General features: G+C 61.7%; 13 protein-coding genes. 11 read left to right on the top strand and 2 right to left on the bottom strand.

Going from position 1 to position 14,552, the window contains the following annotated elements:
• Positions 1–96 precede the first annotated feature (96 nt).
• The 9 genes from ACYZUD_RS02840 to ACYZUD_RS02880 all read left to right on the top strand — a co-directional run bounded on the left by ACYZUD_RS02840 (position 97) and on the right by ACYZUD_RS02880 (position 7,410).
• Positions 97–1,221, top strand: a complete 1,125-nt coding sequence (locus ACYZUD_RS02840) for an NAD(P)/FAD-dependent oxidoreductase (protein WP_462022503.1) — start codon at positions 97–99, stop codon at positions 1,219–1,221.
• Positions 1,211–1,549, top strand: coding sequence for a (2Fe-2S)-binding protein (locus tag ACYZUD_RS02845; protein WP_462022504.1), 339 nt, complete (start codon positions 1,211–1,213; stop codon positions 1,547–1,549). The genes ACYZUD_RS02840 and ACYZUD_RS02845 overlap by 11 nt, the downstream gene beginning before the upstream one ends.
• Positions 1,542–2,942, top strand: a complete 1,401-nt coding sequence (locus ACYZUD_RS02850; RefSeq protein ID WP_462022505.1) for an FAD-dependent oxidoreductase — start codon at positions 1,542–1,544, stop codon at positions 2,940–2,942. Before ACYZUD_RS02845 ends, ACYZUD_RS02850 begins: the two co-directional genes overlap by 8 nt.
• A complete protein-coding gene (locus ACYZUD_RS02855) occupies positions 2,939–3,292 on the top strand; it encodes a RidA family protein (RefSeq protein ID WP_462022506.1) in 354 nt (117 codons plus the stop codon). Before ACYZUD_RS02850 ends, ACYZUD_RS02855 begins: the two co-directional genes overlap by 4 nt.
• 160 nt (positions 3,293–3,452) lie before the next feature.
• A complete protein-coding gene (locus ACYZUD_RS02860; RefSeq protein WP_462022507.1) occupies positions 3,453–4,235 on the top strand; it encodes an ABC transporter substrate-binding protein in 783 nt (260 codons plus the stop codon).
• A 67-nt stretch (positions 4,236–4,302) separates the two neighbouring features.
• Positions 4,303–4,740: a heme-binding protein gene (locus ACYZUD_RS02865; protein ID WP_462022508.1), complete on the top strand. Its 438-nt coding sequence runs from the start codon at positions 4,303–4,305 to the stop codon at positions 4,738–4,740.
• Between the two features lie 293 nt (positions 4,741–5,033).
• The gene (ssuD, locus tag ACYZUD_RS02870; protein WP_462022509.1) at positions 5,034–6,179 is read left to right on the top strand and encodes an FMNH2-dependent alkanesulfonate monooxygenase; all 1,146 of its coding nucleotides are present in this window, start codon (positions 5,034–5,036) and stop codon (positions 6,177–6,179) included.
• A complete protein-coding gene (locus ACYZUD_RS02875; RefSeq protein ID WP_462022510.1) occupies positions 6,176–7,021 on the top strand; it encodes an amidohydrolase family protein in 846 nt (281 codons plus the stop codon). The genes ssuD and ACYZUD_RS02875 overlap by 4 nt, the downstream gene beginning before the upstream one ends.
• A gap of 194 nt (positions 7,022–7,215) precedes the next feature.
• Positions 7,216–7,410 (top strand): hypothetical protein, encoded by a 195-nt coding sequence (locus tag ACYZUD_RS02880; protein ID WP_462022511.1) that lies wholly within the window; start codon positions 7,216–7,218, stop codon positions 7,408–7,410.
• A gap of 106 nt (positions 7,411–7,516) precedes the next feature.
• Here ACYZUD_RS02880 and ACYZUD_RS02885 read toward each other — a convergent pair whose 3' ends face one another.
• Both ACYZUD_RS02885 and ACYZUD_RS02890 read right to left on the bottom strand, forming a co-directional pair.
• Positions 7,517–8,554, bottom strand: a complete 1,038-nt coding sequence (locus ACYZUD_RS02885; RefSeq protein WP_462022512.1) for an AraC family transcriptional regulator ligand-binding domain-containing protein — start codon at positions 8,552–8,554, stop codon at positions 7,517–7,519.
• Positions 8,555–8,563: 9 nt separating this feature from the next.
• Positions 8,564–9,478: a GGDEF domain-containing protein gene (locus ACYZUD_RS02890; protein WP_462022513.1), complete on the bottom strand. Its 915-nt coding sequence runs from the start codon at positions 9,476–9,478 to the stop codon at positions 8,564–8,566.
• 484 nt (positions 9,479–9,962) lie between these two features.
• On the opposite strand from ACYZUD_RS02890, the gene ACYZUD_RS02895 reads away from it, so the two are divergent.
• The gene (locus tag ACYZUD_RS02895) at positions 9,963–12,491 is read left to right on the top strand and encodes a TonB-dependent receptor (protein ID WP_462022514.1); all 2,529 of its coding nucleotides are present in this window, start codon (positions 9,963–9,965) and stop codon (positions 12,489–12,491) included.
• Positions 12,492–12,554: 63 nt separating this feature from the next.
• Positions 12,555–14,468 carry a phytase gene (locus ACYZUD_RS02900; protein WP_462022515.1) on the top strand — a complete coding sequence of 638 codons (1,914 nt, stop codon included), beginning with the start codon at positions 12,555–12,557 and terminating at the stop codon, positions 14,466–14,468.
• Positions 14,469–14,552 lie beyond the last annotated feature (84 nt).

The raw sequence follows: 14,552 nt of genomic DNA on the forward strand, positions 1-14,552 counted from the left end.
TGTCAGCTCTCTAGGATCTTCTCTATCGAGATTATCCAGTGGTAGGGCCTGCGCTGAAGGTGATTTTTCAGTGCCGAGAGAGCGAATACGCAACTCATGCAAAAAACTGATGTAGTTATCGTCGGCGGTGGTTTGGTGGGGCTGTCGATTGCCTATGGACTGGCCATGCTCGGTCGCCAGGTCAGCGTCCTGGACGAGGGGGACGACGCCTTTCGGGCTGCGCGTGGCAACTTCGGCCTGTTGTGGGTTCAGGGCAAGGGCTATGGAATGAGTCCCTACGCACAATGGACTCGCGAATCGGTGGCGCTGTGGCCGCGGTTCGCCGCCGCTTTGCAGGCCGACACCGGCATCGACATCCATCTGCGCCAGCCTGGCGGATTCCAGTTGTGTTTGAGTGACGATGAGATGGCGGAAGAGAGCCGCCGACTGCTCTGGCTGCGCGAAGCCATGGACGGTGATTATCCGTTCGAGCTGCTGGATTCGGCACAACTGCGAACCCGTTTGCCTGGCCTGGGGCCGACCGTAGTGGGCGGCTGTTACTCGCCCATGGACGGTCACGTCAATCCGTTGAAATTGTTACGCGCCCTGTACGCCGCCTGCCGGATGCGCGGGGTCACGATCATCAATGGTCACCGGGTCAGCGCCATTGGCCAGCGCGCCTCGGGCTTCGAGTTGCAGGCCGGCCAACAGCGCTGGTTCGCCGGGCAGGTCGTACTGGCCGCCGGCCTCGGCAATCGCGAGCTGGGCGCGCAGTTGGGGATGGACGTGCCGGTGAGTCCCAATCGTGGGCAGATCCTGGTCACCGAACGACTCAAACCTTTTCTGCATTACCCCACCACGTACGTGCGCCAGACCGACGAAGGCACGGTGCAATTGGGCGACTCCCATGAATCGACAGGTTTCGACGACGGCACCAGCAGCGAGGTGATGAGCGCCATCGCCCGGCGTGCCGTGCAGTGTTTCCCTCAGTTGGGGCACGTACGACTGGTGCGGGCCTGGGGCGCGTTGCGGGTGTTGAGTGCCGACGGTTTCCCCATCTATGAAGCCTCGCAGGCCTGTCCGGGGGCGGTTGTGGTCAGTTGCCACAGCGGCGTGACCCTGGCGGCGATCCATGCCTTGCGCCTTGCGCCGTGGATTGCCGGTGAATTCGACGAGCCGGCTGTGGCGCCTTTCAGTCTGCAGCGTTTCAGTCTCAAACGTGAGGTGCGCCATGCCGGCTGACAGCTTGTTCCGGGCCTTGGTGCCTGCGCAAAAAACCGTGCGGATCGAGTTCGAAGGCGCGTCATTGTCGGTGCCGACGGGTGTTTCCCTGGCCAGCGCATTGCTGGTCAGCGGCGTCACGCAGACCCGCGAAAGTGCGGTCAGCGGCAGGCCCGGCGCGCCCTATTGCATGATGGGTGTGTGCTTCGAATGCCTGGTCGAGGTGGACGGGCAAGCCAATTGTCAGGCCTGCCTGCTGCCGGTTCGGGCGGGCATGCGCGTTCGCAGGCAGCGCGGCGCTCGCGAGTTTCTGGCCTGTGACCACGGCGAGGTGGGCGTTGATGAATAACCAAACGGTCGACCTGATTGTGATTGGCGCCGGCCCTGCGGGAATGAGCGCGGCCCTTGAGGCTATAAGACACGGGCTTTCGGTTGTCGTGCTGGATGAGCAGGGCAGCCCCGGTGGGCAAATCTATCGCAATATCCTGCAGGCCGATGCGCGCAGCCGCAGTGTACTGGGCGATGACTACATGGCGGGCTCGGGGCTTGTCGCACAGTTTCTCCAGTGCGGGGCCCGTTACCTGGGCAACGCGGCGATCTGGCAGGTGACACCACAGCGTCAGGTGCACTACCTGATCGATGGCCGCGCGGAAATCCTGCAAGGGCATCATGTGTTGATCGCCACCGGTGCGTTCGAACGTCCGATGCCCATTCCGGGCTGGACCTTGCCTGGTGTCATGACCGCCGGAGCCGGGCAGATCCTGCTCAAAAGCGCCGCGCTGGTGCCGGTCGGACCAGTGGTATTGGCCGGCTGCGGGCCCTTGTTGTACCTGCTGGCGGTGCAATACCTGCGGGCTGGTATCGCGATCGAAGCGCTGGTGGACACCAGTGGTCAGGGCGATCTGCTGCGAGCGTGGCGCAAAGTCCCTGGCGCCTTGCGCGGCTGGCGTGACTTGCTCAAGGGCCTGCAACTGCTTATCGAATTGAAACGCGCCGGGGTCAGGCATTTTCGCGATGCCCGTGATGTGCGTGTCGACGGTCTGGCCCACGCCAGCGCCCTGAGTTTCGACAGTGGCGGTCGGCGCTGGACCCTTCCCGCCTCGCTGATTTTGCTGCATCAAGGCGTGGTGCCCAACACCCAGATCAGTTGGTCGCTACGCCTCGAACATGACTGGTGCGAACAGCAACTGTGCTGGATCACGCGTCGCGATAGCCAAGGTGAAACCAGTCTGCCGGGCATTTATATCGCCGGTGATGGGGGCGCTATCGGCGGTGCGCAAGTGGCGCTGCTCGAAGGCCGTCTGGCCGGGCTGGCGATTGCCGCACGCTCGGGAAAAGTCGATGCGCAACCGTTGCAACAACTCGCCGCCCCTTATCGAAAGGCCCTGCGTCGCCAGCGTGCTGCCCGGCCATTGATCGATGCGTTGTACCGCCCGCAACAGCAAAACCGCATTCCCGCCGACGAGGTGATTGTCTGCCGTTGTGAAGACGTCAGCGCCGGTGCGATTCGCCAGCACGTCGAGCTCGGCTGTCTGGGGCCCAATCAGACCAAGGCGTTCGGTCGCTGCGGCATGGGGCCTTGTCAGGGGCGCCTGTGTGGTTTGAGCGTCACCGAAATCATTGCCGAGCAGCGCAACGTCCCGGCCGCAGAGGTCGGGTATTACCGCATCCGATCGCCGCTCAAACCCATCACGCTTGCCCAATTGTCCACCGAGACACCTCTTACCCAGGAGCATTTATGAGCCGTATCCAACGCATCGAAAGCAATCCACGCCTGAGCCGCAGCGTCGTGCATAACGGCGTGGCCTGGCTCAGCGGCATCGTCGCCGCCGATTGCAGCCAGGACATCCGTGGCCAGACGCGCCAGGTGCTGCAACGGGTCGACGAACTGCTGGAGGTCTCTGGCAGTGACAAGAGCCGTCTGCTCAGCGTGCAGATCTGGATGAAAGACATGGGCGCCGATTTCACTGGCATGAATGAAACCTGGAGCGCCTGGGTCGACGCCGGGCAAACGCCTGCACGCGCCACGGCTCAAGTGATGTTCGATGACCCGCAGATCCTGCTGGAGTTGATCGTCACCGCCGCCGTCTGACCCATCCCGTTGTAACCGCTGCGCTCGTTCGAGGCTTGCGCAGCGGTGAGCAGACGGCCGACAGAGCCGCCACTCTCGTGAGTTCACATTGCTGCTGCCATAACGGATGCCTTCGATTGCGGAGCGCCCGACATAAACAACATCGCATCTGGAGCTATGAATGAACGTAAAAAGCGTTGTCTTGAAAGTAGGACTCGTCTCACTGCTGGCGTTTGGCGTCAGCGTGCAGGCGGCGGAACAACCTCTGCGCCTGGGCATCGAAGCGGCCTATCCTCCGTTCGCTTCGAAAACCCCGGACAACCAGATCGTGGGTTTTGACTACGACATCGGCCAGGCACTGTGCGCCGAGATGAAAGTCCAGTGCGTGTGGCAGGAACAAGAGTTTGACGGACTGATTCCCGCGCTCAAGGTGAAGAAAGTCGATGCGGTGATTTCTTCGATGTCCATGACCCCGGAGCGGATGAAATCGGTCGATTTCAGCAATCGCTATTACCGTATTCCGGCGCGCCTGGTGTTCAAGAAGGGCAGCGGCATCAGCGACATTCCGGCGCAGCTCAAAGGCAAGCGGATCGGTGTGCAGCGCGCGACCAACTTTGATCGCTACGTCACCGAGAAATTCGTCCCGGCCGGTGCCGAAGTGGTGCGCTACGGCTCGCAGAATGAAATCTTCCTCGACCTGCTGGGTGGGCGCCTCGATGCCACCATGGCCAGTTCGGTGGTGATCGATGAAAGCCTGTTGAAGCGGCCGGAAGGGCAGGGCTATGAGTTCGTCGGCCCGAGTTTTACCGAAGAGCAATTCTTCGGCACCGGCATCGGTATTGCGGTGCGCAAGAGCGATCCACTGGCCGGTCGTTTCAATCAGGCCCTGGCGACGATTCGTGCCAACGGCACATACGACAAGATTCGCCAGAAGTATTTCGACTTCGATATCTACGGCGAGTAACGACCGGGCGTTCTTTCGGCACGCATGCCTGGGCATGCGGCCGTTTTTTTCATTGATTGGAGTCGAGATGCAAACCAAGGCGTTACTGAGCGAGCAAAACGTTTCGCACATGCTGTCGGCGGCAAAAGACCTGGCCCATCGTCGCAACTGGCCCGTGGCAATTTGCGTCGTCGATGACGGCGGTCATCCGCTGGGTCTGTTGCGCCTGGATCATACGGCGCCGATTGCCGGTTACATCGCCACGGAAAAAGCGCGTACAGCGGCGCTTGGTCGTCGCGATAGCAAGGTCTACGAAGACATGATCAATGGCGGACGTCAGGCGTTTCTGAGTGCGCCGAACCTGCAAGGCATGCTCGAAGGAGGCGTCGCCATCTGGCACGAAGGCCACTGCATAGGCGCAGTCGGTGTGTCCGGCGTCAAGGCTGAACAGGATGCCGAACTGGCCCGGTCAGTGGTTGATGCCCTATTGCGTTCGGTAGCCGACAATACCGGGCTTCACACTTGAGCCGGTGATCTGCAACCTTGCGTTGCGCCTAACTGTTTGCTCAGCAACAGCACTTCAACACTTACCGCCTTTGAGCAACAGCACCTTGCCCTGGCAATAAAATTAAAACGTTATAAATCAATCAATTAATGATCTGGTACGGCGCTTGCTCTCTAGAGCCATCGGCCACTGCCCCAGACTTGTTCAAACAAGCACGCTTTACAGCGCCGTGCCGGCCCTGCGTTGCACTACCCGTCGCCTCTTTACCTCATCCAGGGGAGCAGGCGTCTTATTTTGCAGCGAGGAGAGCGTTGATGAGTCTCGATATTTTTTGGTTTCTGCCCACTTCCGGCGACACGCGTTATTTGGGCAGGTCTGACAGCGGCCGCCCGGCTACCAACGAGTACATGCGGCAAATTGCGGTCGCCGCCGAGAGTCTCGGATACGACGGCTTATTGATCCCCACGGGCAGCAGTTGCCTGGACCCCTGGATCACCGCCGCCAGCCTGGTGCCGGTGACCCATCGCATAAAGCTGCTGGTGGCATTGCGCACGTCATTGGGCAACCCAACGGCGTCGGCCCGTCAGGCGGCCACGCTGGACCAGGCCTGCAACGGCCGCCTGCTGCTCAATGTGGTGCCCGGTGGCGACGCCACGGAATTGGCCGCCGACGGTATTTTTCTCGACCACGATCAGCGCTACGAAGCCGCGGACGAGTTCCTCACGGTGTGGCGTCGGGTGCTCAGCGGCGAGACCGTGGATTTTTCCGGCAAGCACGTGCGGGTCGAAGGTGCGCAGAACTTCTTCAAGCCGGTGCAACAACCGCACCCGCCCTTGTATTTTGGCGGGTCTTCGCCCGTTGCCCATGAGCTGGCTGCCCAGCATGTGGACGCTTACCTGACGTGGGGCGAGCCGCCTGCGGCCGTGGCCGAGAAGATCGCCGATGTCCGCGAGCGGGCGAAGAAATATGGCCGCACCGTGCATTTCGGTGTGCGTCTGCATGTGATTGTGCGTGAAACCAACGAGCAGGCATGGGCCGCCGCCGAGGAACTGATCAGCCACCTCGACGACGACACCATCGCCGATGCCCAGCAGAACTACGCCAGGATGGACTCCGAAGGCCAGCGGCGGATGGCCGCCTTGCACGGCGGGCAGCGCGACAAACTGGAGGTCTCGCCCAACCTCTGGGCTGGCGTCGGTCTGGTACGCGGTGGGGCTGGTACGGCGCTGGTGGGCGATCCTCAGACTGTGGCCGCTCGCCTGCAGGAATACGCCGACCTTGGCGTCGACCGTTTTGTGCTGTCCGGCTACCCGCATCTGGAAGAGGCCTTCCGCTTCGCCGAACTGGTGTTCCCGTTGTTGGGCAAACAGCCCGTCACGGTCCGGGATCAGGTACTGACCGGGGGCGCGTTCGACATTCGGGCCGGCAAAAAATCGACCAAGGATGAGGCCGCGGCATGAAGGTGATTGATATGCGCTGCCGTCCGGCCTACCTGCACGACTTTTTCGGGGCCACGCCCGATAGCGCCGGGACTGCCACCGCTCGCTGGCTGAATCGGCGGGTGGGGACGCGCGGCAATGACGAACACTTCGCCCGTTCGCGCACACCCCAGGGGTTTCTTGACGAGGTCCGGGATGCGGGGCTGAGCGGGGCAGTGGTGGTCGGCCGCCACACCCCCGGCCAGCACCTGCCCAACGACCTGATTCACAGCATCGTCCGTGACCATGACGAGTTACTCGGTATCGCCAGCATCGACCCGACCCTCCAGGGGATCGAGGGTGCGCTGGCCGAGATCGACCGTGCCATATCGGGGCTGGGTCTGGCCGGTATCGACCTGGAGCCGGGTTTTGGTGAGCCCGCCAGACATCCGGACGACGTGCTGTATTGGCCGATCTACGAGCACTTGCAGGAACGTGGTATTCCGCTGTTCCTGATGAGTGGGCCCACCACCCCTGACCCCGCCTTCAACAACCCCGAGTATCTGGCCAAGGTCGCCCAGGCGTTCCCGCAGTTGTCGATCGTCTGCTACCACGGCTACTGGCCAAACGTGCAGCAAGCGCTTGGCGTTGCCTTCCGCTACCCGAACATTTACCTGGTGCCGGACATGTACCTGTTCCAGCCTGGCAGCGACGCCTATGTGCAAGCGGCCAACGGCTTTCTGGCGGAGCAGTTGCTGTTCGGTTCGTCGTATCCGTTCCGCCCGATTCGCCAATCCATCGATGACGTCCTGAGCCTGGGTTTCAAGCCGTCGGTGCTCGACAACGTGCTCTATGGCAACGCCGCCAGATTGTTTGGGCTGTAACGCCTTCGCGATACAACGTTGAAGCGGGGGAGACACCTGACTGGAGTCCAATCTGAAACCGCCAAGGAAAAGAACGCCGATGAGCGCGTGCAACTGCAGGCGGGCAATGGAGGTGAATTACCGCGAAGTAAGGGGAATGGGTCCCGCGATTCGGGCGTAAACTAGCGGTGCTACCTCATCAAAAGGAGCCGCACATGATCGCCGACCAAATGTCCAGGCAGATGTCCGAGGACAAAGCTGTGTGGGATCAATACTTCTGTGCTGCGCTGATTGCGGAAAGCAATCTGACGGCACCGGTTGTAGGAGGGGCCACTCACGATGACAGACAGAATCTGTTGATTGAAAGGGCCAAAGCGCTCGCTGACAAGATGATGGACACTCGAGGGTAACCAGAGCCCGTCCATTGCTCGCAAGCTTCAGATAACAAATCAGGCTTTTCAATGTATTGGCCCAACCTTTTCAGGTTGGGCTTTTTCATGCCTGACATTCAACCTCTCAGCTCGAACTGAAGAGCTGCCGAATCAAGTTTGGCGTACTCCCCGTCCATCGCTTGAACGACCGCCGAAAATTCGCCGCATCGTTAAAACTCAAATACTCAGCCACCTCCTCATTACTGAACCCTTTGATCTGATACAGGTACAGCGCTACATGCTTGCGCACCCGATCCACCTGTTGCTGAAACCCGGTGTCGTGTTTTTGCAGTTTTCGCTTGAGGGTAGCGGGGCTCATGGCGAACGCTTGAGCCGCCTGTTCGAGGCTTGGGGTTTGGCGCACATGGGTTTGTAAGTAGCGATAAACGCAGTCGACGAAGCTTGAGGCAAAGCCCAGTTGTTCGATCTGCCCTTGAGCTTCCTGACGGGCGACTTGACCAGCGGTAGCCGATGCAGCGGGCCAGGCAAGCGCAAGATATTCCCGAGGGATGCGCATCAGGTCCAGTGGCCGGTTGAACTGAGTGTGCTCGCCCAGATGCACCCAGTATTGCTCGACATAACGTGGCTCGGCATGGCTGAAGCTGCATTCCCATGGCAGGCGTTGGCCGCTCTGTGACCGGCTCATGGCCACGATCGAGGTCATGCTCGCCTCCAGCAGAAATCGCCATTGTTCGCCCGCCCCGCAACTGTCCAGCCAATAGAACCAGGCGTGTTTTTCATCCAGCACCAGTCGCGGTGTCACCAGAGGGCTGAGCAGCGCCTGTTGCTGCACCAGGGTGTCGAGTGCCTGGTGCAGGTTTTGTGCATGACGCAGGGCATGGCTGGCGGGGCCATAATGGCCCGGCAGCAGACGCTGGCCAAACAAAAAGCTGCTGTCGTCGGCATCCAGCAAGCGCCGGCTGTTGTTGATCAGCCCGAAAAACTGCTGCGGACTGAGGCGGGTTTGCCCCGCCAGGATGTCTTCATGGAACAGCCCGGTTCCGCGCAGCAGGCGATGGCTGTCGATGTCCCGGGACAGTGCGAGATCGATCAGGGTCGCTGGCTGATAATGCCCGGGAATGAAGCGGCTGTCGGTTTCGTACCACGTGGTTTTCAGCGTCATGGTCGCGCCTCAGGCTGTTTTTGCCAGGGGCTGCTTGGCCCGGGCCAGCGCCAGGTTGAGGCGTTTGAGCAGGGCATCTGGCGCCTCATTCACAGCCATGACCACGGCGGTGCTGGCCGACAGGTGAACGCGCTCGCCATGCTGCCGGGTTTTGTGGGCCAGGCTTTGAACGGCTTGTTGCAGCTCCAGCGCCAGCAGTCGTGCCTGGCTCTCGCCGGTGTTGGGCAGCAACACTACGAAACGGTCGCCGGCCAGTCGGCAGAGCAAGTCCTGCCGCCGCAGGTTGAGCAGCAGTAAATGACTGAGCGCCTGCAAAACCGCGTCGCCTTCGTCATGCCCGAACGCCTGATTGATTGCCGTGAAGTTATCGATGTCCAGCGCCAGCAATGACAGCGGTTGCTGTTGCCGCTGACTTTCATCAAGGCTGCCGGCCAGCTGACGCTTGAGGTAGTCGGCGCCGCCCAGCGGCGTGAGTTTGTCGAACAACCGGTGTTCGCGGAATAGTTTTTCGCGTTTCTCCATCTGCGCGCTGATCGCCAGTTGTTCGCGGTGCCAGTGGTAGATGCCGATGGTCAGCAGAATCAGGCCCACCGGCATCGGCCCGGATTCCAGCCAGTGATCCCAGGTGATGCCGGCGGGCAGGCGGATGAACTCGTCGAGGCTGTCGATCCACCAGGAAAAAAAGATGCCGCTCAAGCCGAGTGCCAGGTAATTGGTGACGCGCCCGGCCGGACGACTCTTGAGCACCAACCCCAGCCAGACCAGCGCCAAAAGCGCCGAGCCACCTTCACCGACGATGTCCAGCCAGACCCATTCGCTGACGCTTTTCAGCTCGCCGCAGGCCAGGTGCAGCAGCAATCCCGTGTTCGCCGCCAATAGCAGCAGGGCGAGTTTCCAGCGATGGGGTTTGAGCACTGAGAACATGGTCGCGATCCTTTGGCGAAGTGGCAATGCGCGTCAGCACAGCAGATGTTTGTGACAGTCGGGTGACCGGGCCGGGAGGCAGGTACAAGGTCGAATCAGCTCACGGCGCAGAGGCGTTTTTCTGCCTGGCGAAGACCTGTGACGAGGGAGCTTGCCTGTGGCGAGGGGGCTTGCCCCCGTTGGAGTGCGAAGCGCTCCCATCTTGAACATCGCGGTGATTCTATTGGCGGCCGCTGCGCGACCGAACGGGGGCAAGCCCCCTCGCCACAGGCAAGCTCCTTATCACAGGACATCACTGGCCACAGCGTTGTCAGCCGGCACAGGTCATTTCAGCTCACTTCCATCCCCAAAACCCTGCAAAACCCCGTTTTACAGCACTTCCCGCCAACCCCTGTCACAGAACGGTCATCCCCCGACCCTAGCTTGCCCTCCCAGTTGCCGGGCCACTTGCCTGGCGTTATCGGACTCTTGGGGGAGGACCATCATGTACCAGCGCAGCAGTACCGCCGGGCTCGTCAGCTTTACGCTCACCGCATTGGCCATGGCGATGGCCAGCGAACGTCTGAGCGCCGCCGAAACCACCGCGAACACTGAACACGTCGAAGTGGTGGGGCAGGCTGCGAGTATTGACCAGGCGCTCAAGGAGCAACGCAGCTCCGACAGCATCAAGAGCGTGGTGCATGCCGACGGTGTGGCTCAGCTGCCAGACGAAAACGTCGCCGAAGCGGTGCAACGCCTGCCGGGGATCAGCGTCGAGCGCGACCAGGGCGAAGGGCGGTTTGTCAGCGTGCGTGGTCTGGGCCCGGACCTCAACAGCGTGACCATCAACGGCACGCTGGTGCCGTCGCCGGAAAGCGAGCGTCGCGCCGTGGCCCTCGACGTGTTGCCCTCGGAGCTGGTGCAATCCTTGTCGGTGATCAAGACCCTGACACCGGACATGGACGCCAACTCCCTGGGCGGCACCGTCGATGTACAAAGCCTCTCGGCCTTCGATCACAAGGGCCTGTTCTACACCGGCAGCAGCGAAGCCAGCTACGACAAGAACACTCACCAGACCAGCCCCAAGTTCTCCGGCGCCATCAGTGACCGCTTCAGCCTCGGCGACGGCATCGACAACTTCGGTGTGGCCGCCGCGTTGAGCTGGCAGAAGCGCGACTTCGGTTCGGACAACGTCGAAACCGGCGGTGCCTGGGATTTCGAGCAAGGCGCCAAACTGGAAGAGTTCGAACAACGCGACTACGACATCAGCCGCGAACGCGCCGGCGGTGGCCTGAACTTCGATTACAAGCCCGATGACCTCAGCAGCTATTACCTGCGCACGCTCTACAGCCGCTATAAGGACAGCGAGACGCGCAACGCCGCCAGCCTCGAATTCGCTGACCCGCAGGCCGCGGGTGAGTTGGGCGACGCCGAAGGCTCACGCAAACTCAAGCAGCGCGAAGAGACGCAGGAAATCCAGTCCTACGTGTTGGGTGGCGAGCGCATGTTCGGCCTCTGGACCCTCAGCGGCCAGGCCGGCTACAGCCGCTCCAGCGAAGACAGCCCGGGCCACATCGCCAATGCTGCGTTCGCCGGCAACGATGACTTCGCCGACAGCGGTTTCTACGACAACGACAAGCCCCGGCCGATCGTTGGCCCGGGCTTCTACGACCCGGCCAATTTCACCCTCGACAAGGTCGAGTGGGAAAAGCAGAACACCACCGACACCGAGAAAAACCTGCGCCTGGACCTGGCCCGCGATTACGACTTCAAAGGTTACGCGTCACAGGTCAAATTCGGCGGCAAGGTCAGCCGGCGCAACAAGGACAACGACCTCGAGGCCTGGGTCTATGAAGATTTCGACGCGCTGGGTTTCAGCGATGACCAGCTCAACCTGACGCACTTTCAGAAGGGCACCGTCGACTACCGCCTCGGCCAGTTCGGGCCGGGTATCAGCGGCAGCGCCATCAAGCAGTTGATCGGCGGCCTCAATCAAGCGGACTTCTATGACGAGGTCGAATCGCGGGTCAACGACTTCAAGATTAGTGAAGACATCAACGCCGGCTACCTGATGAACACCCTCGATATCGACGACTGGCGCTTCATCGCCGGCCTGCGCTACGAGGGCACCGAGTTCGAAGCCAAGGGCACCGGCGTGACCGATGGCGAGTTCCAGTCCACCGAGACCAAACGCCGCTATCACCACTGGCTGCCGGGGCTGCATGCGCGCTACCAACTGGACAAGAACACCCAGGTTCGCGCGGCGTGGACCAAGTCCGTGGTGCGCCCGACCTTCGGCCAACTGGCGCCGGGTTTTGTCATCGACGATGACGAGGCCACCTTCGGCAACCCGGACCTCAAGCCGCTGGAGTCGAGCAACCTCGACCTCGGGATCGAGCACTACATGGGCCACGCCGGCACCGTCTCGGCGTTCGTGTTCTACAAGGACATCAAGAATTTTGTCTACAACACCGATCTCGCCGGCACCGGGGCCTGGGTTGATTTTGCTGAGGCTCACACCTTCGCTAACGGCGACAGCGCCAAGCTCTATGGCCTGGAACTGGCCTATTCGCAGAAATTCGACTGGCTGCCGGCGCCCTGGAACGGCCTGCTGATTGGCGCCAACACCACCTTCAGCCGCTCCGACGCCGAGATCAAAGGCTTCGACGCCGCCAGTGGTATCAATCGCAAGCGCAGCATCGATTTGCCCAATCAGTCCGACACGGTCGGCAACCTGATGCTCGGCTGGGAAGACGACAAACTGAGCCTGCGCCTGTCGGCCAACTACAAGTCCGATTACCTCTTTGAGCTGGCCTCGATCAACGACAAGGCCCACGACTTGCACGTCGATGCCCAGACCTTCATTGACTTCAGCGCGCGTTACTCGCTGACCAAAAACCTGCAGGTCAGCTTCGAGGCGCAGAACCTCACCGATGAGCCGTATTTCGTCTACACCGGCCACCGCTCCTACAACGGCCAGTACGAAGAATACGGCCCGACCTACAAGCTCGGCCTGACCTTCACCCACTTCTAAGCCCCGGGGCGGCAGCCCAGTGCTGCCGCCGTGTTGGATGCACGACAAGGACTTTGCCTGTTCATGAGTATTTCGTTTCTACCTAAACGCCACTGGCTGGCCGCATTGATCTGCCTGACTGCCGGTCAGGTTCTGGCGGCCGTGCCAACCCTGACACTCACACCCTGGGGGCCAAATCTGTCGGTCGATGCGGTGGCTTTTCTGCCAGCCAATCTGGGCCCCGAACGCCTGGCTGCCAGCGAGCGTGACGGCTTGCTGTTGCTCGATGCGCAAGGCAAGGAACTGGCGCGTTTGAAGGGATCGTTCAGTGGCGTGGACAGCCGCGGCGCCGACCGGCAAGTGCTGGTGGCGAGCCTCGACAACAGTCGTCAGCAAGCGCTGCTGGTCAGCCTCGATCCGGGCAAACGCAGTTGGGGCCAGCCGGTGTATCTGCCGACGCGGGATTATCCGGTGAACGGCCTGTGCCTGTACCGCGACGAAGCCAGCAACCTGTTCCTGTTCCTGGTGGGCGAGGAGGGCAAGGGTGAGCAATGGCTGGTGGGCAACGGCGCGACACTAAACCCGCAGCCACAACGAGTGCGCGGTCTGCCGCTGCCACCTTCGGCCACGGATTGCCAGGTCGACGACGGCGCCAATCAGCTGGTGGTCAACGAGGAGAACGTCGGTTGGTGGGCCTACCCGGCGCATCCCGAAGCCGACGTCACGCGCACACCGGTGGCCATGCGCCAACCGTTCGGCGAGGTCAAAGAGGCGGCGGGTGCCATGGCAGTGGTGCCGGGTGGCATCGTCGCGCTCGATCCGAAAGCGGCGCAGTTGCACGTCTATCAGCAGCAGGGCGAACGCTGGAAGGCTCAGGCTGCCCTGGCACTGCCAGGTTTGAAGGAACCGGAAAACCTGGCCCTGCGCCCGACAGACAACGGTTTGCAAGTGCTGGTGCGCGACGATGACGACGGCCGCCTGTATCAGGGTGAATTGAACTGGCAGGCTACGCCGGTGCCCTTGGCGCCGGTGCTGCCGAACGTAAAGGCGATCAGCCAGAGCGACCCGGTCGGCCGTCAGGGCGATGCCGCGGACGATCCGGCGATCTGGATTCACCCGCAGCAACCGGCCCTCAGTCGAGTGCTGGGCACCAATAAAAAGCAGGGCCTGTTGGCGTACGACCTGCAAGGCAAGTTGCTGCAGGAGTTGCCGGTCGGGCGTCTGAACAACGTCGACGTGCGGCCGAACTTCAAACTCGGCGACCAGACCGTCGACCTCGCCGTGGCCAGCCATCGCGATCACAACAGTCTCAGCGTGTTCAGCATCGACCGTCGTAGCGGCGAGCTGCGCGAAGCTGGCGAGATCCCCACGCCGCTCAAGGAAATCTACGGCATCTGCCTGTTCCAGCCCGCCAGTGGCGAGCTCTACGCAATTGCCAACGGCAAGGATGGCACCTTCCTGCAATACCGCCTGAGCGCGCCGAACGGCAGTGTACAGGGTGAGTTGGTGCGCCAGTTCAAGGTCGACAGCCAACCCGAAGGCTGCGTGGCCGATGACCAGCGCCAACGGCTGTTTCTCGGCGAAGAGGATGTTGGTGTCTGGGCGGTGGATGCCCGTGCCGATCAGCCGGCAATGCTCCGTAGCGTGATCAAGGTCGGGCCGCAATTGCATGCCGATGTGGAAGGGCTGGCGCTCTATCAAAGCGAGGCTCACGACTATCTGGTGATTTCCAGCCAGGGCAACGACAGCTACCTGGTACTGGATGCCGAGCCGCCGTTCGCCCCACGCGGCGCGTTTCGTGTCGGTTTGAACGCCGCGCTCGGCATCGACGGCGCTTCGGAAACCGACGGCCTGGAAGTCACCTCGGTGAACCTCGGCGGGCCCTGGAGCAAAGGCATGCTGGTGGTGCAGGACGGCCGCAAACGCATGCCCGAGCAGACCCAGAATTTCAAGTTCGTGCCCTGGGCCGAGGTCATCAAGGCCCTGAAGCTACCTTGATCCGGCCCGTCATCAACCTGTCATCTCTATTTCATCGAATAGCTCAACGGCCGTCGCGCATCGGCGGCCCGAGCGCTTCAGACA

The sequence above is a fragment of the Pseudomonas sp. XS1P51 genome (assembly GCF_054897845.1).